Source organism: Bacteroidales bacterium (assembly GCA_035353855.1).
In the GTDB taxonomy this organism is placed as follows: Bacteria; Bacteroidota; Bacteroidia; order Bacteroidales; family CG2-30-32-10; genus DAOQAK01.
This window is the reverse complement of sequence record DAOQAK010000017.1, coordinates 46,132-63,357: the sequence shown is the minus strand read 5'-3', so window position 1 is coordinate 63,357 and position 17,226 is coordinate 46,132. Positions and strand designations below refer to the sequence as shown.

13 protein-coding genes are annotated in these 17,226 nt (G+C 34.7%); 10 read left to right on the top strand and 3 right to left on the bottom strand.

The genetic code is table 11. The features are described from left to right. Nucleotides 1-65 precede the first annotated feature (65 nt). Together PKK00_06045 and PKK00_06040 are read right to left on the bottom strand one after the other, a co-directional pair. Nucleotides 66-1,451 (bottom strand): aminopeptidase P family protein, encoded by a 1,386-nt coding sequence (locus PKK00_06045; protein HNW97955.1) that lies wholly within the window; start codon nucleotides 1,449-1,451, stop codon nucleotides 66-68. Nucleotides 1,452-1,628: 177 nt separating this feature from the next. Beyond that, complete coding sequence (locus PKK00_06040; protein HNW97954.1) at nucleotides 1,629-2,918, bottom strand: aminopeptidase P N-terminal domain-containing protein; 1,290 nt, start codon at nucleotides 2,916-2,918, stop codon at nucleotides 1,629-1,631. Nucleotides 2,919-3,085: 167 nt separating this feature from the next. Between PKK00_06040 and PKK00_06035 the strand changes: the two genes are divergently transcribed. The 9 genes from PKK00_06035 to PKK00_05995 all read left to right on the top strand — a co-directional run bounded on the left by PKK00_06035 (nucleotide 3,086) and on the right by PKK00_05995 (nucleotide 14,057). Further along, nucleotides 3,086-3,757 carry a succinate dehydrogenase cytochrome b subunit gene (locus tag PKK00_06035; GenBank protein ID HNW97953.1) on the top strand — a complete coding sequence of 224 codons (672 nt, stop codon included), beginning with the start codon at nucleotides 3,086-3,088 and terminating at the stop codon, nucleotides 3,755-3,757. Between the two features lie 100 nt (nucleotides 3,758-3,857). After that, on the top strand, nucleotides 3,858-5,777 hold the full coding sequence (locus PKK00_06030) for a fumarate reductase/succinate dehydrogenase flavoprotein subunit (GenBank protein HNW97952.1): 1,920 nt from the start codon (nucleotides 3,858-3,860) through the stop codon (nucleotides 5,775-5,777). A 138-nt stretch (nucleotides 5,778-5,915) separates the two neighbouring features. Continuing rightward, entirely contained in the window at nucleotides 5,916-6,677 is a 762-nt protein-coding gene (locus PKK00_06025; GenBank protein HNW97951.1) for a succinate dehydrogenase/fumarate reductase iron-sulfur subunit, read from the top strand. Between the two features lie 271 nt (nucleotides 6,678-6,948). Continuing rightward, nucleotides 6,949-7,785 (top strand): 5'-nucleotidase, lipoprotein e(P4) family, encoded by an 837-nt coding sequence (locus PKK00_06020; GenBank protein ID HNW97950.1) that lies wholly within the window; start codon nucleotides 6,949-6,951, stop codon nucleotides 7,783-7,785. Between the two features lie 150 nt (nucleotides 7,786-7,935). Further along, entirely contained in the window at nucleotides 7,936-9,060 is a 1,125-nt protein-coding gene (locus PKK00_06015) for a DNA polymerase III subunit delta (protein ID HNW97949.1), read from the top strand. Nucleotides 9,061-9,220: 160 nt separating this feature from the next. Then, a complete protein-coding gene (gene ricT / locus PKK00_06010; GenBank protein HNW97948.1) occupies nucleotides 9,221-10,333 on the top strand; it encodes a regulatory iron-sulfur-containing complex subunit RicT in 1,113 nt (370 codons plus the stop codon). Continuing rightward, on the top strand, nucleotides 10,333-10,803 hold the full coding sequence (locus PKK00_06005) for a gliding motility lipoprotein GldH (GenBank protein ID HNW97947.1): 471 nt from the start codon (nucleotides 10,333-10,335) through the stop codon (nucleotides 10,801-10,803). The genes ricT and PKK00_06005 overlap by 1 nt, the downstream gene beginning before the upstream one ends. Beyond that, on the top strand, nucleotides 10,800-13,106 hold the full coding sequence (locus tag PKK00_06000; GenBank protein ID HNW97946.1) for a PBP1A family penicillin-binding protein: 2,307 nt from the start codon (nucleotides 10,800-10,802) through the stop codon (nucleotides 13,104-13,106). The genes PKK00_06005 and PKK00_06000 overlap by 4 nt, the downstream gene beginning before the upstream one ends. Before the next feature lie 12 nt (nucleotides 13,107-13,118). Continuing rightward, entirely contained in the window at nucleotides 13,119-14,057 is a 939-nt protein-coding gene (locus tag PKK00_05995; protein HNW97945.1) for a glycosyltransferase family 2 protein, read from the top strand. A gap of 1 nt (nucleotide 14,058) precedes the next feature. On the opposite strand, the gene PKK00_05990 is transcribed toward PKK00_05995, so the two are convergent. Then, on the bottom strand, nucleotides 14,059-14,796 hold the full coding sequence (locus PKK00_05990; GenBank protein ID HNW97944.1) for a glycosyltransferase family 2 protein: 738 nt from the start codon (nucleotides 14,794-14,796) through the stop codon (nucleotides 14,059-14,061). Nucleotides 14,797-14,884: 88 nt separating this feature from the next. Between PKK00_05990 and PKK00_05985 the strand changes: the two genes are divergently transcribed. After that, nucleotides 14,885-17,218 carry a hypothetical protein gene (locus PKK00_05985; GenBank protein ID HNW97943.1) on the top strand — a complete coding sequence of 778 codons (2,334 nt, stop codon included), beginning with the start codon at nucleotides 14,885-14,887 and terminating at the stop codon, nucleotides 17,216-17,218. The last annotated feature ends 8 nt before the right edge of the window (nucleotides 17,219-17,226 follow it).

Sequence of the window (17,226 nt, the reverse complement as noted above, 5' to 3'; positions counted from 1 at the left end):
AAGAACAGTCATGTAATCAATTGAAAATGTTCTAACTAAGACGCAACGCTAGTGATAATTTATAATTATTTCATCAAGGCTTCAACTTCATCAATCGTTTTCGGAATGGGTTTTCCTAAAACTTTGTGTCCATCTTCAGTTACAAGAACATCGTCTTCGATACGAATACCGCCAAAGCCGAGATATTCTTCTACCTTGTTATAATTAATGTATTCAGTAAATTTATTTTCCGATTTCCATAAATTGAATAATTCGGGAATAAAATAAATTCCGGGTTCAACGGTAAGAACAAATCCGGGTTCAAGTCTTCTTCCCATACGCAGATAGGCTGTTCCGAACTGATCAATCGGGCGAACTTCATCATCATAGCCAACATAAATTTGTCCGATATCTTCCATGTCGTGAACATCCAATCCCATCATATGTCCCAATCCGTGAGGCAGGAAGAAAGCATGTGCTCCGGCTTTCACGGCTTCATCAACATCGCCTTTCATCAAACCTAAATTTTTCAAACCCTGTGCAATTACTTTGCATGAAAGCAAATGAATACTTTGATAGGTAACTCCGGGCTTTATGGCGTCGATTGCGGCAAGCTGCGAATCGAGAACGATCTGATAAATTTCTTTTTGCTTCTCTGAAAATTTTCCATTCACCGGAACCACGCGTGTGTGGTCGGTTGCATAACCATTTACCGTTTCAAATCCTGCATCGATCAATAATAAATCGCCATCTTTCATTTGGTTGTTGTGATAATGTCCGTGCAATATTTCGCCGCGAACAGAAAGAATTGTAGGGAAAGATAACGAACCATTTTTCGAACGCGCAATACCTTCCATTATTCCTGCCACTTCGTATTCAAACATTCCGGGTTTCGCCATTTTCATGGCTTTGGTAAACATTTTGTATGCGGTCTTCATTCCGCTTTCAATTTCTTTGATCTCTTCTTTTCCTTTAACAGAGCGGAGTTTAACAACAGCATGTATGAATTCGAGCGAAGCTTCTTCTTTCAGTTTTCCGAAGGGAATTCCCAGAATTGTATTTAATAAAATCTGGTTGTTCGGATGATATGGAGGCAGAAAATGAATTTTCCGATTTGCATTTTTTGCTTCTTCAACATATTCTGAAAACTTAGAAAATGGCGCACATTCAGTAACGCCAACTTTTTCAATTTTGTCTTTCAGCATAGGCAGAGGGCCAGTCCAGATGACATCTTCAATATCCACATCATTGCCAAAAATTATTTCTTTGTTGTTGTCAATGTCTATAATCGCTCCAAGGCCGGGTTCATCCATTCCAAAGAAATACAGGAAGGTGCTGTCCTGCCTGAAATGAAATGTGTTCTGAGGATAGTTCATGGGCAATTCGGTATTGCCTAAAAATAAAAGGATACCGCTTGAAAATTCATTTTTCAGCAACTTTCTTCTTTTGATGTAAATTTTTGAATCGAACATATTTTATTTTTATTTAATTAGTATTATTTTTTACCACTAAGACACTAAGGTCACTAAGTTTCACTAAGATATTTGCTATTTCACAGTTTCGCGCAATTCGCCTCAGGAGAACGCAGAGACGCAAAGAAATAATTTTGAACCCACCTTATGCTTATGCCTTATGCCTTTTCAACTTGTCTACTTCTTCATCAACTTTTCAATCTCATCCACTTCTATAGGAATGCTTGCCATTAGGTCGATATTGCCATTTTCAGTAATTAGAATATCGTTTTCAATTCGTATTCCGATACCTTCTTCCTGTATGTAAATTCCGGGTTCGCATGAAAACAACATTCCGGGTTTTATCACATCCTGTTTTGTTCCTACGTCGTGAACATCAAGTCCGATGTAATGCGAAGTGCCATGCATGTAATACTTGAAAAACAAAGGCTTTGCAGCATCCTGTTTTTTCACATTTTCTTCAGTATATAATCCCAAACCAACAAGTTCCTTATCCATCACTTTGCAAACTTCAGTATGGTATGCATCAATAGTGGTTCCGGGGACAAGCATTTTTATTGCAGCTTTCATCACACGAAGGCAGGCATTGTAAACATCTTTCTGCCGGGGAGAAAATTTTCCGTTAACAGGAATGGTGCGAGAAAGGTCGGCAGCATAATTAGCGTATTCAGCGCCAAAATCAAGAAGAAGCAAATCGCCGTCTTTGCATTCTTTGTTGTTTTCAATATAATGAAGCACACATGCGCCCTTGCCCGATGCAACTATAGGATAATAAGCATGACCATTGGCACGGTTGCGGATGAACTCATGAGTTATTTCTGCTTCCACTTCGTATTCCATCACACCGGGTTTAGTAAATCCAAGTAAACGCCGGAATGCTTTTTCTGTAATACTTATAGCTTCTTTCAGTAAATCGATTTCTATGCTGGATTTTATCATGCGCAGCCTGCTTACTATAGGAGCTGAGCGTTCATATTTATGGGCAGGATATTTTTGTGTAAGATGTTTATTGAAACGGATATCACAGTAAGGGACAGGGTTTGAATAACGCGGATTTTCATTGGCATTCAGGTAAACATATTCGCAGGCCGCCATTACTTCTTTTAATGCCGTATCAAAACTGTCGAGCCAGAAAACATTTTTTATTCCTGAAACTTCTGTTGCTTCTTCTTTAGAATATTTTTTCCCATACCAGACAGCTATGTAGTCGTTAGTTTCTTCAACAAATAATGCTTCACGATATTTTTCAAGCGGACAATCAGGGAAAATAAATAATACACTTTTTGCCTGGTCGATACCGGTGAGATAAAAAAAATCGGAGCTTTGTCTGAAAGGATGGTCCTGGTCTCCGTTACGTGGCATCTCGTCGCTGGAATTGAATATGGCAAAAGAGTTTGGTTTAAGTTCCTTTCTGAAACGCTCTCTGTTCGATATGAACAGCTTTGGATTTATTGGTAAATATTTCATATTTTTCCGGGTTTAGATTATTAAAGGTAAAATTTTTTTCAATTATTCTTTGGAAAATTAAATTCAACTTATAACTTTGCTCTGATTAAACTGACAAAATCTTTCACAAATAAACAATTTTTTTAAATAAATCCCAATAGTTTGATTTAGTTAAATTCTTTATGAACATGGACAACTCATTATTAAAATTTTCTTCGATTACTAAAAAAATCGTTATGGCTTGCGCAGGATTATTCCTGCTGTTATTCCTGCTGGTTCACCTTGGTATTAATCTTTGCCTGTTGCGTAACGATAATGGCGAATGGTTTTCGGCGGCGGCCGATTTTATGAGTACAAATTATATTGTGAAAGTTTTTGAGATCGTTCTTTTTGGCGGAATTATGATTCATATTTTGTTTGGAATAATTCTGACCCTGAAGAATTGGGCATCGCGACCTATCGGATATGCTAAGTGCAATAAATCCGAAACATCATTCTTTTCAAAATATATGATATGGACAGGGCTTATCATTTTTATTTTCCTTGCTATTCATTTTATGAATTTTTATTTTGTGAAATTAGGTTGGGTACCTGTTCCTGAAGGTGCAGAAGGGAAACATGATTTTTATCACATGGCGATCAACTTATTTCAGTCTCCTTTATATTGTGTAATTTATATTATTCTTTTGATAATTCTCGGATTACACCTGAATCATTCACTGCAATCAGCATTTCAAACCCTGGGATTAAACCATGATAAATACACTCCGTGTGTTAAAGCATTCAGTAGTATATATGCTATTGTTGTTGCCGGCGGTTTTATCATCATCCCAATTTATTTCCAGTTTTTTTACAATTAATAAAAATGTTCATTAATACGTTATAAAAAATTTCGGGATTGCAAATTTGATGACTTCCTATAACGCATAAATTTCACTCCCCATTATAAAAAAACATATTATGCTTAAATTAGATTCAAAAACCCCGGAAGGCCCATTAGCAGAGAAATGGTCGAAGTACAAATCAACCTGCAAGCTTGTTAACCCGGCAAATAAAAATAAGCTCGATGTTATTGTGGTTGGAACAGGAGTTGCCGGAGGCCCCGCTGCTGCAACCTTAGCTGAGTTAGGTTATAATGTAAAATGTTTTTGTTTTCAGGATACTCCGCGTAGAGCTCATTCCGTAGCGGCTCAGGGAGGTATCAATGCTGCAAAAAATTACAAGCATGATGGCGACAGCGATTACCGCTTGTTTTATGATATGCTTAAAGGTGGCGATTTTCGTGCACGCGAAGCCGATGTTTACCGTTGTGCTGAAGTGAGCAACAATGTTATCGACCAGATGACTGCTGCAGGTTTACCATTTGCAAGAGAATATGGCGGCAGCCTTACAACACGTTCGTTCGGTGGCGTACAGGTTTCCCGTACTTTTTATGCATCAGGGCAAACTGGCCAGCAGTGCTTGTTGGCAGGATATACTGCAATGGCACGCCAGATATCAAAAGGAAAAATCACTATGTATTCACGTCGTGAGATGTTGGAATTAGTATTGATAGACGGAAAAGCACGCGGAATCATTACTCGTAATTTGATTTCCGGCGAAATAGAAAAACATTCTGCACATGCTGTTGTTCTTGCTACCGGAGGTTATGGAACAATTTATTATTTGTCAACATTGGCAATTAATTCCAATGCATCGGCACAATATCTTGCATTTAAAAAAGGCGCCGGTTGGGCAAACCCGTGCTTCATTCAAATACATCCATCATGTATTCCACAGTTAAATCCTTACCAGGGAAAATTAACACTGATGAGCGAATCGCTTAGAAACGATGGTAGAGTATGGGTTCCCAAACAAAAGAAAGATCCACGCAAACCTAATGATATTCCAGAAGAAGAACGCGATTATTATCTCGAACGTAAATATCCTTCTTACGGAAACTTAGTGCCACGCGACATTGGCTCAAGAGCGGCAAAAGAAATGTGCGACTTAGGTTTTGGTGTTGGAGCTACAGGATTGGCTGTATATCTTGATTTCGGAGCAGCTATTAAAAAGTTCGGAAAGAAAGTTATTGCCGACCGTTACGGGAATCTTTTCGATTTGTATGAGAAGATGACAGGCATCAACCCTTACGATGAGCCTATGCGTATTTATCCTGCAGGCCACTACACAATGGGTGGTTTATGGGTTGACTATAACATGCAGACCACTGTTCCCGGGCTGTTCGCAATAGGAGAATGTAATTTCTCGGTTCATGGTGCAAACCGTTTAGGTGCAAGTTCATTGTTGCAAGGCGCTGCCGACGGGTATTTCGTGTTGCCGGTAACTATTGGAAATTATCTTGCTGATGAAATTAAAACTCCGAAAATATCTACCGATCTTCCCGAATTTGTTGAAGCAGAAAAAAGTGTTCGCGAACGTGAAGAAAGATTTTTAAACATAAAAGGAAAGCAAACCGTAACTTCATTCCGTAAACGTTTGGGAAAAATCATGTGGGATTATTGCGGGATCAAGAGAACTGAAGAAGGTTTGAAAAAAGCTTTAGGATTAATTGAAGAACTTAAGAAAGAATTTCTCAGCGATGTAAAAGTTCCCGGAACCCTTGATGAATACAATACAGAAATGATCAAAGCATTGAGAACAGAAGATTCATTTGAAGTTGCAAAATTATTATGCATGGATGCGTTAAGCAGAAAAGAATCATGCGGCGCACATTTCCGTGAAGAATATCAGACAGCAGAAGGCGAAGCAAAACGTAATGATGCAGAATTTAAATATGTATCTGTTTGGGAATACCAGGGCGAAGGCAAAACCCCTGTATTGAATAAAGAAGATTTGAAATTTGATTTTGTTGAATTAAAAGAAAGAAATTATAAATAATGATGATTTACGTCTGCTGTTGGCAGATTAGATTTGCGAATTCAGAGAGTATTGATGACCTCAAAGGATCTCAAAAATTCGTAAAATAAAATTAAAGAAAGTATTTAAATCGTAAATCTCAAATCTAAAATAATTTATATGAAACTCACGCTTAAAATCTGGCGGCAGAAAGATGCCCAATCTAAAGGTAAATTCGTAACATACCCATTAGATGGTGTTGCAGTGGAAATGTCATTTCTTGAAATGTTGGATTATCACAACGAAAAGCTGATAGAACAGGGTGAAGATCCCGTTGCTTTTGATAGCGATTGCAGGGAAGGTATCTGCGGAATGTGTGGTTTATATATCAATGGACGTCCTCATGGACCAGCAAAAGGTACTACTACATGCCAGTTGCAGATGCATCATTATAAAGATGGCGATACCATTGTTATTGAACCATGGCGTGCAAAACCATTTCCTGTAATTAAAGATTTGATTGTTGATCGTTCGGCAATGGATAAAATCATTATTGCAGGCGGATATATTTCTGTTGATACAGGTTCGGCTCCCGAAGCAAATTCAATACCTGTTCCAAAGCATGTTGCCGATTTAGCTTTCAAAGCTAATGAATGCGTGGGTTGTGGTGCTTGTATTGCAACTTGTCCGAATGCTTCGGCAATGTTATTCACTTCAGCAAAAGTTTCGCACCTGGCTATGTTGCCACAGGGAAAACCTGAAGCTGCAATGCGTGTGAAAAATATGGTAGCAAAAATGGATGAACTTGGATTTGGTAACTGCTCCAACACTTATGGCTGCGAAGCAGAATGTCCTAAAGAAATTTCGGTATGGCATATTGCTCATATGAACAGGGAATTTATGTTTTCAAAAGTTTGTGCTTCAAAAAAAGCAGTTGAATAAAAAATATTTTAATCATGAAAAGCCCGGTAATGCCGGGTTTTTTATTTTTTAAACGGTTCATCTATTTTAATTTTCTACATTTTTATTTACTTTGCATTAAATTAAAATTTTATTTATGAAATATCCATGCAAACGAAAATTTATACCAAAACAAAATGATTAAATGAAGTGAAGTTAAAAAAGCATGGATATTCACGAGCAAGCCAGTGTTGCACCCCGATGAATATCGGGGGTGCGAGCGAGTAACTATAAAAATTTAAATTTTAAACACATGAAAAAGATTTTATTATTAAGCTCAATTTTAGTAACATTTGTTTTTGTTGCTTTTACAATTGAAAAAGGAAAAGATGGATTAAATAATAACACATCTGCTGATACCGCTAAATGCAGCAATTACCAGCATCTTGTAATGTCAATAGAATGGTATTTGCGTTCGGCAGAAATGAAAGCATGTTATTACCAGGCATACAATATTGCACAACTCAGGTTAGATAATTATTTAAGTAAAAATTTAAATTCACAAAAAAAGAAAGCCGTTGTTGTTGACATTGACGAAACCGTTTTGGATAACACTCCGTTTGAAATCAAATGTGTTGAAACAGGCAAGGGTTATTCAACTGATACGTGGATAAAGTGGACTGGACAAGGAAAAGCGAAGGCATTGCCCGGAGCAAAAGAATTTTTGAATTATGCAAAATCAAAAAATGTAGAAACATTTTATATCTCGAACAGGAAAATGCCTGAAAGAAAAGTAACGCTCAAAAACCTTGACTCGCTTGGTTTTCCTTATGCTGATACCACGCATTTAATTTTCAGAACAAAAGAAAGCAGTAAAGAAGAACGTCGTCAGCAGGTCGCAAAAGATTACGATATTATTTTATTAGTAGGTGATAATATTGCCGACTTCGATGTGGTATTTGAGAAACGCGGCGATGATTTCGGCTTCTCTTTGGTTGAACAGAACAAAGAAAAATTTGGTGATAAATTTATTGTGCTTCCAAATCCAATGTATGGCGATTGGGAAATGAAGCTGTACCCGAATGATGTAAAAATTACTGATGATAATCGCGGAACAATTTTACGACAAGGGTTGAATAGTGGATATTGATTTTAGTAGTTAGTAACAAGTCGTAAGTAGTAAGTAGCAAGTTGTCCGCCACGGCGGAGTCGTAAGAAAAATAATATAAGTTGTAATCTTATTCAAAGTCATCCTGAGTTTATCGAAGGATGACCAAAGACAAAAAAAATAAATCAGGAAATGCAATTCAGTAAAGTAGTAGGACAGGAACACGTAAAAAAAAGATTGATTCGTTCGGTTAAAGAGAATAGGGTTAGTCATGCCCAGTTATTTCTTGGTCCTGAAGGAAGCGGGAAACTGGCGCTTGCTATTGCTTATGCACAATACCTTTGTTGTGAAGACAAAAAAGAAAACGATTCCTGCGGAGTATGCAGGTCGTGTATAAAATTTCAAAAATTAGCGCATCCTGATTTGCATTTTGTTTTCCCTATCTCAGCAACAAGAGATAAGCCTTATAGCGCAAGCTATATGAGCGACTGGCGTGAGTTATTACTGGAACAGGAATGTTATTTAGGTGTTGAAGATTGGTACAGGGCAATAGGACTGGAAACAAAACAGGGAATAATCAATGCCGATGAATGTAACGAGATAATTAAAACGCTTGGATTAAAAACTTATGAATCGGAATACAAAATAATGATCATCTGGATGGTTGAAAAACTGTATCACAAAGCAGCCCCCAAGTTGCTCAAGATACTTGAAGAACCACCCGATAAAACTTTATTTCTTTTAATTTGTGAAGATCATGAACAGGTAATAAATACAATTATTTCACGAACACAAATTATTAAAATTCCACGTATCGAAAATAAAGATATGGTACCTGCGCTTATTGAAAAATATAAGCTAACGCCAAAGCGTGCTCATGAGATTTCACATATCGTAGAAGGGAATTACATAGAAGCAGCAAGGCTTTCCAACGACGGGCTGGATGATTTCAATTTTGTAAAACTTCGCGATTGGATGCGTAGTTGCTATAAAGAAAATATTTCGGAACTTTTAAAATTTTCTGAAGAGATTGGCCGTATTGGCAGGGAAAAACAAAAAGAATTTTTAATTAACACATTACGTTTGTTCCGTGAGATCATGCTTTTTTCAGCAGGGACAAAGGAATTAATAAAAATCGAAGGTGAGGAATATGCTTTTGCGCAGGGATTTTCACCCTTTTTTAATGATAAGAATAAAGAACAAATAATTTCCGAAATTAACGATGCGGTTTATCATGTTGAACGAAATGCCAATGCCCGTATCTTATTCCTTGACCTGTCGTTAAAAATGGCCGAACTGATAAAAATTAAAGCATAATCCCTGAAATTTATTAAATTTGCACCTTATTAATGATAGAAATATTTAAAATGAGGTATAGTGGTATAGAGGCATAAGTTTTTTATTGATGTAATTTATATTTTTCTTATACCTGTATTCCTTTATAACTTACCAAATATAATATTAAATTTAATGAATTATGGGTAGCAATGGATATTTATCAAGAGGTTGTTCGAATTACCCCAAACCCATGCATAAGAATGATACCGTTTTTAAACATGGATGCAATAAACTGGATGTATACGATTGGTTACAAAATATTCCTTTACCGGAACAAATAAAAAATATCGATTGTATTGAAGTTCGTTTTAAAAATAATCGTAAAGATTTTTTCCGTTTAAGCCAGGGGATTGAAGTGAGTGTTGGCGATATTGTTGCTGTTGAAGCATCGCCCGGTCATGATATAGGAATAGTATCACTCACAGGTGAACTGGTATGGTACCAGATGCACAAGAAAAAAATTAATCCGGATACGGATGAAATAAAAAAAGTTTATCGCAAAGCAAAATCTTCCGACATTGAGAAATGGGTTCTGGCAATAGAGCTGGAACAATCTACAATGAACCGGACCCGCAAGATTGCTGTTGAACTTAATCTTGCTATGAAAATTTGCGATGTGGAATACCAGGGCGACAAAACAAAAGCAATATTTTATTATACCGCCGAAGAACGTGTTGATTTCAGGGAGTTGATAAAAATTCTTGCCGAAGAATTTATGATCCGTATCGAGATGAAACAAATTGGTGTAAGGCAGGAATCAAGCAGGTTAGGCGGCATAGGTTCATGCGGACGTGAACTGTGTTGTTCAACATGGCTTACACAATTCAAATCGGTTTCAACAAATTCGGCACGTATCCAGCAACTGTCGCTCAATCCGCAGAAACTGGCAGGCCAGTGTACCAAGCTTAAATGTTGTTTGAATTATGAGTACGATACATATGTCGATGCCATTAAAGATTTTCCAAATAGTGAAATTGTTCTGAAAACAGGTATGGGCGATGCTGTTCATCAGAAGACCGATATTTTCCGTGGCATCATGTGGTATACCTATACTTCCAACTCCGATGCTTTTTTCCCTGTTTCTGTTGAAAAAGTGAAAGAAGTAATTGAACAGAACAAGAAAAATATTATTCCCGAAAAAGTTGAAGAATTGATTTTAAATGTTGAAGAAACAAAAATTGATTTTGAAAATGTAGTAGGGCAGGACGATATTACCCGTTTTGATGATAAAAAAAATGATAAAAAGAAATAATGAAAAGATTATCAAAATATTTTTTGTTATTATTTTCAGCCTGTGTGCTTTGTTCATGCGATTCATCAAGGGTTTATGACAAATTCAAAGATATTGACGGAGGGATTTGGAATAAAGATAAGCATATAAAATTTGATGTACAGATCGACGATACGCTTTCTTATCATAATATTTATATTAATCTTCGTAATTCGGGAAGTTATAAATTCAGTAATGTATATTTATTTATTTCAACCATTTATCCCGATAATAAAATTTCTATCGATACAGTAGAATGTATTATTGCCGATGATAAAGGCAACTGGCTTGGCAAAGGACTTGGAGATATTAAAGATAACCAGATGCTGCTCAAAAAAAATGTAAGGTTTCATAAAAAAGGAATTTATTCTTTTGAATTTGAACAAGCAATGCGCACAGATAATCTGGAAGGTATTAAGAGTATTGGAATACGAATTGAGAAAAATAAATGAAAATTTCAAAACTTCTGAAAAACACTAATAAAAAAGATATTTCTGATTCCGAAGGGAAAAATGATTTCAGAAAATATATCAGAAATTTCTGGATAACTTTTATATCGGTATTCTGTTTTATAATTTTACTTTTTATTTCAACATCATATGGATTGCTTGGATTTATGCCTACTTTCGAGGAACTCGAAAATCCGAAAAGCAACCTGGCTTCCGAAATAATTTCTGCCGACCAGGTATTACTGGGAAAATATTACATTGAAAATCGCTCTGTAGTTCATCACAGCGAGCTTTCCCCGAATCTTATAAATGCATTGATAGCAACAGAAGATGCCCGGTTCAACAAACATTCGGGAATTGATTTCAGAAGTATTTTCAGGGTATTGGTTAAAAATATTGTTGGAGGAAATCGCGGTGCCGGCGGAGGAAGTACCATTACTCAACAGTTAGCAAAAAATTTATTTCCCCGCCAGGAAAATCCATCATTCTTTGAACTGGTGTTTAGAAAATTCAAAGAATGGATCATTGCAGTGAAGCTGGAACGTAATTATACAAAAGAAGAAATTATTGCAATGTATCTGAACACGGTTGATTTTGGCAACCAGTCGTTCGGAATTAAATCGGCTGCAAAAACATATTTTAATAAAATTCCGGCTAAACTTGCAACTGATGAATCGGCTTTACTGGTAGGTATGTTGAAAGCACCATCATATTTCAGTCCCATTAATCATCCGGATAGAGCTAAAGCACGCAGAAACACTGTGCTTTCACAAATGCTGAAATACAATTATATTAACCAGAAAGATTATGATACGTTAAGTATCAAAAAAGTTGATATGAAGAAATATAGAGTGCAGGACCAGAATGAAGGCGCTGCAACTTATTTCAGGGAATACCTTAGAGGTGTGATGAGCGAATGGTGTGAAAAACATAAAAAAACAGATGGTACATCGTATAATCTTTATAAAGATGGATTGAAAATTTATACCACGATTAATTCTAAGATGCAGAAATATGCCGAGAATGCTGTGGATGAATACATCGGTAAAAAATTACAGGCAGAATTTAATAATCATTGGAAAGGTGCTAAAAATGCTCCTTATGATTATACCATGAAGCAAAGCGATATTAAAGCATTATGGGATTTGGCAATGAAGCGCTCCGACAGATACCGGAATTTAAAAGCAGCAGGACTTTCCGATACGCTAATAAGGCAAAACTTTAATACACCTACTCACATGATGATTTTCTCATGGAAAGGTGAGCATGATACCGTGATGAGCCCAATGGATTCTATTCGCTATTACAAATGGTTCTTACAGGCAGGGCTTATGTCTGTTGAGCCGCAAACAGGTTATGTGCGTGCTTATGTGGGAGGAATAAATTATAAATATTTTAAATACGATCATGTTTGTTCAGGTAAACGTCAGGTAGGGTCTACATTCAAACCTTTTCTTTATACATTAGCTATGCAGGAAGGCGAATTCTCGCCATGTTCAAAAGTTCCTAATGTTCCCGTTTCGTTCGATATGCCTGATGGTACAACATGGACACCAAAAAATTCGGGAGATGAAAAGGAAGGCGAAATGGTTACTTTAAAATGGGCATTGGCAAATTCTGTGAATTATATTTCTGCATATCTTATGAAACGCTATTCGCCAGAAGCAGTTGTGAAGATTGCTCATAAAATGGGAATAACCACTGAAATATTGCCTGTATATTCGATTTGTCTTGGTACTCCTGATCTGGGTGTTTATGAAATGACCGGGGCTTTTTCAACCTTTGCCAATAAAGGAGTTCATATCGATCCCATCTTTGTTACACGAATTGAAGATAAGAATGGAAACATTCTTGAAACCTTCACTCCCAAAATGCAGGAAGCAATTAGCGAAGAAACAGCTTACCTGATGGTGATGCTTCTAAAAGGAGTGGTAGAGAGCGGTACAGGTATAAGTATTCGTTATAAATATAATCTTACCAATCCTATTGCAGGCAAAACAGGAACTACGCAAAATCAGAGTGACGGATGGTTTATGGGAATTACTCCATATCTTGTAACCGGTGTGTGGGTTGGTTGTGAAGACAGGAGTGTGCATTTCAGATCGATCACCTTAGGACAGGGAGCGCATATGGCATTGCCAATATGGGCTACATATATGCAAAAAGTTTATGCCGATAAATCGCTTGGTATTAAAAAAGATGATTTTGAAAAACCTGCTAAAGAGCTTTCTGTAGAAGTAGATTGTGCTAAATACGAAAAAGAGCACAAAAAAAATAATAAAGATATTTTTAAAGAAGGATTATAAATTTTGATCTTTATGTCATCAGAAAAACTTATAAGCATTGTAATTCCTGCTTTTAACGAAGAGCAAAATATTATTGCATTATACAACGAGCTTATAAGTGTCTTACAAAAAATTTCTTTCCGTTACGAAATTATTTTTGTTGATGATGGAAGCAGGGATAATACATTTAATGAAATAAAAAAAATTGCGGAAAAAGATAAATGCGTTTCAGGAATTTCGCTATCGAGAAATTTCGGACATCAGGTTGCGATAATGGCAGGACTACAACAAGCTAAAGGCGACCTTGTTATTATGATGGATGCCGATTTACAACATCCGCCTGATGCAATTCCATTAATGATTGAAGAGCAGGAAAAAGGATTTGATATTGTAAATACAAAACGGATAGATGCAAAAGGAACTGCCCTTACAAAAAAAACAACATCAAAATTATTTTATAACTTATTAAACAAACTTTCCGATGTTCGTATTGAGCCTGCTGCTGCCGATTTTCGACTAATGACCCGCAAAGCTGTTGATGCTTTTCTTCGGCTTGAAGAACGCGACCGCTTCACACGCGGTTTAATAAGCTGGATGGGATTTAAACAAACAGTTATTGAATATCAAGCATCGGCAAGATTTGCAGGAAAATCTAAGTATACAGTAAAGAAAATGTTTCGTTTCGGAATGGATGGCATCACTTCATTTTCATCAAAGCCATTAAGGATTTCATTTTATATAGGATTCATTGTTTTCTTGATTGGGCTTGCATATTCTGTTTATGCAATAATTGAATATATATTGAACAAAACAGTTCCCGGCTGGACTTCAATGCTGGTATCGGTTTTAATAATTGGAGGGATTCAGTTGTTAAGCATTGGTATTGTTGGAGAATATATTGCAAGGATTTTTAATGAAGCTAAAAGAAGGCCATTGTATTTTGTGAAAGATAGAACGATTTCTGAAGAATAAGCTAAATTTTATATTTAAATTTTATTCGAATCAATTCAATAGGTATTTTAATCATATCCAAAAAATTTATTTTTGATCCGCTAACTTCAACCCATTCCTGCAGGGGTTCTTCAAATGCAATATTATAAATAGCTTCGCGCCCTTTTTGTTTAATGATTCTTGCAAAAATTTCAACATCAAATAACCAGCGGCTGATAAATTCCAATTGGAAAAGTGATGAGGCCAGTTCTTTGCTGAAAATTTTAGCCCCGCATTGTGTATCGTATATGGGAAGTTTTAAAATCATCGAAATAAAAGTAGCAATAACACGTCCTAAATAATGCCTGTATATTTTACGGTTAATGGTTACACCCAGGCGTTTGAAACGGGAACCAAAAATCAATTGCCAGTTTGGATTTTTGTTTATAATCGAATGCAGACGCTTTATTTCTATTAAAGGAGTTGCCAGATCGGCATCCAGGTAAGAAAAATAATCTGAATTTATATTTTCAATAGCATAAATAAAACCTTGCCTTACAGCTTCAGCTTTACCTGAATTTTTTTCTAACTTATATGAAAATATTTTTTCTGGATTTTTTTTTGCGAGAGAGTCAATTACTTCCTGAGTATTATCGGAACTTCCATCATTTACAAATAATAAAATAAAATTTTCATTATTTGAAATAAAATTTTCAAAATCAATTATAGGTAATCGCTTCTCTTCATTATAACAAGGCACAATAATGCAACAAGAATTCATTTGTGTTATTTTGTTTTTTGAAACAAATATATATATTTCATATTAAAGAAGAATTATTAATATTGCATAAGCTTTTATTTTTAAACAGATGAAAACAAAATCAGCATTATATTTGAATATAGGTTTAATAACAATTTTTTTATTATTTTATTATCACCAGGTTTTATTTTCTCCTAATAAATATATGCTTGGATGTAGTGTTGATGCAATCAAATCATTTTATTCTTCTGCTTACCAAATCCATGATAAATTATCTTTTCATTTTAATGGGAATAATTATCCATATGGAGAAAATTTTCTTTTTATCGATTGTCAGCCAGCAATAACAAGTCTTTTAAAGATTACATCGTTTATTTTCCCTGCAATATTATCATATGAAATTGGTATAATGAATTATCTGCTTTTATTTTCAATACTTTTCACAAGTATAGTACTTTATTTAATTTTGATTAAGTATAAAGTAAATAATTTTTTTGCTGCATTTTGTGCATTTTTTATTACAGTATTATCTCCACAAATATTTCGAATCATCGCACATCCTTTTTTATCATATAGTGTTTCTATACCACTTACATGGTATTTATTTTTAAAATATAATGAAAGTAATAATAAATGGAAATGGTCAATAATATCCTCTTTGAATATTTTATTTTGGTTTTTTATTCATACTTATCTTGGAATGATAAATGTTTTTCTGTTTATGACATTCTATATTCTAAAGTATATTTGGAATATTAAAAAAAATAAAAAATTTAATTATCGAATTATTTCTCAAATTATATTTCAGTATATAATTCCTGCATTGATATTTATTATAGTAATTAAAACTACTGATAAAGTTACAGGAAGGTCGACAAACCCATACGGATTTATGCTTTTTAATGCTGAGGTTGAAACTATTTTTCTTCCTATTGATGAGCCTTTAAAACCGATATTTCAAAAAGCTTTTAAGTTTCCTGACCAAAACTGGGAAGGTTGGTCATATATTGGACTCACCTCAGATATTATGTTGTTGGTTTTACTTATTATCATTTTGGGTTCGATATTCAAGAAAAATTTTAGAGAATATTTTAATAAACTTTTTGAAGATAATAATTTATTTATTCTTTTAGTTTCTAGTATATTTATTTTACTTTATTCTATGGGTTTTCCATACAGATTTAATTTGCAATGGTTAGCTGAAAAATATCCAATTATAAAACAATTCCGAGCACAAGGGCGTTTTGCATGGGGTTTTTATTTTGTTTCGACAGTAAGTGCATCATATTTATGTTGGCGCTTTTATGAAATTATGAAAGTGAAGAAAAATATTTTTCGGTTTCTTTTTCTTGTATTGCCTGTTTTATATTTAATTGAAGGATTAATTTATCATAAGAAAGCTTCAGAGATGGTAGTTAATTCAATAAATTATTTTAATGAAAAATATATACCTGCAAATATTAAAGAAGGATTGGATAAAATAAATTCTAACAATTATCAGGCAATTCTACCATTACCATATTATTGTGGAGGTTCAGATACCTATGGGAAAGGTGCTCCTGAAGGAAGTTCGATATATCTGATATCTGAAATTTTTTCTTTCTATAATAAATTGCCTATGATAACGCAAAATACTACTCGTTCATCTATTTGGCAAGCTAAGAATTTTATGCAACTTCTGTCACCGGGATATTACAAAAAGAATATATTAAATGATTTGAATTCGAAAAAGAAATTTTTATTAATATACAGTAATGAACAGTTAAACGAGTATGAACAATACTATCTTGATAAATCGGAAATGATTTACAAAAGTGAAATGTACACTTTATGTTCTCTTTCATTTGATAAACTATTTGAAAATACTGCCCAGGAAGAAATAAATAATTTTAATAAAATCAGAAATTCGTTAAAAATGAAAAAAGGATTTCTTGTAAATGATACTTCATCCTTTATTTATTTTAATGGTTTTGAAGATAAACAAAATGATACTTGCATTGAAGGGAAAGGGGCATACTCTGGTAAATTGAAAGACTACAATAAATTTGGAGAAATTCCACCGAATACTTTAAATACCGAAAAAGAATATATTGCAAGTTTCTGGATGTATAACGATGGAGAAAATTTCGGGCAGGATATGGTTAGTAGTTGTGCTATTATACAAGAAGGAGAGGGCGAGGGCTCAGAATGGACATATATTATTGATCCTTGTTCAAGCCAATGTATTAATGGTAACTGGTCTTTGGTAGAAATTAAATTTAAAATAAAGGATGCTTCACATATAATTGCTATTCTTGTTAAAGGGAAAGATGAATCCACAAAACCAATTTATGTGGATAATTTGTTAGTGAGAGAGAGTAATAACAATGTTTTTAAAGTTATTGAAGAGAAAAACGGAAATATTACAAAGCTGTTTAAAAATAATCAGATGATATTTAATTAATGAGTTAA

Bases quoted from the DNA above. Each gene is read 5' to 3' on its own strand.
- PKK00_06045 (HNW97955.1), bottom strand. From the start codon at position 1,451: ATGTTCGATTCAAAAATTTACATCAAAAGAAGAAAGTTGCTGAAAAAT.
- PKK00_06040 (HNW97954.1), bottom strand. From the start codon at position 2,918: ATGAAATATTTACCAATAAATCCAAAGCTGTTCATATCGAACAGAGAG.
- PKK00_06035 (HNW97953.1), top strand. From the start codon at position 3,086: ATGGACAACTCATTATTAAAATTTTCTTCGATTACTAAAAAAATCGTT.
- PKK00_06030 (HNW97952.1), top strand. From the start codon at position 3,858: ATGCTTAAATTAGATTCAAAAACCCCGGAAGGCCCATTAGCAGAGAAA.
- PKK00_06025 (HNW97951.1), top strand. From the start codon at position 5,916: ATGAAACTCACGCTTAAAATCTGGCGGCAGAAAGATGCCCAATCTAAA.
- PKK00_06020 (HNW97950.1), top strand. From the start codon at position 6,949: ATGAAAAAGATTTTATTATTAAGCTCAATTTTAGTAACATTTGTTTTT.
- PKK00_06015 (HNW97949.1), top strand. From the start codon at position 7,936: ATGCAATTCAGTAAAGTAGTAGGACAGGAACACGTAAAAAAAAGATTG.
- ricT (HNW97948.1), top strand. From the start codon at position 9,221: ATGGGTAGCAATGGATATTTATCAAGAGGTTGTTCGAATTACCCCAAA.
- PKK00_06005 (HNW97947.1), top strand. From the start codon at position 10,333: ATGAAAAGATTATCAAAATATTTTTTGTTATTATTTTCAGCCTGTGTG.
- PKK00_06000 (HNW97946.1), top strand. From the start codon at position 10,800: ATGAAAATTTCAAAACTTCTGAAAAACACTAATAAAAAAGATATTTCT.
- PKK00_05995 (HNW97945.1), top strand. From the start codon at position 13,119: ATGTCATCAGAAAAACTTATAAGCATTGTAATTCCTGCTTTTAACGAA.
- PKK00_05990 (HNW97944.1), bottom strand. From the start codon at position 14,796: ATGAATTCTTGTTGCATTATTGTGCCTTGTTATAATGAAGAGAAGCGA.
- PKK00_05985 (HNW97943.1), top strand. From the start codon at position 14,885: ATGAAAACAAAATCAGCATTATATTTGAATATAGGTTTAATAACAATT.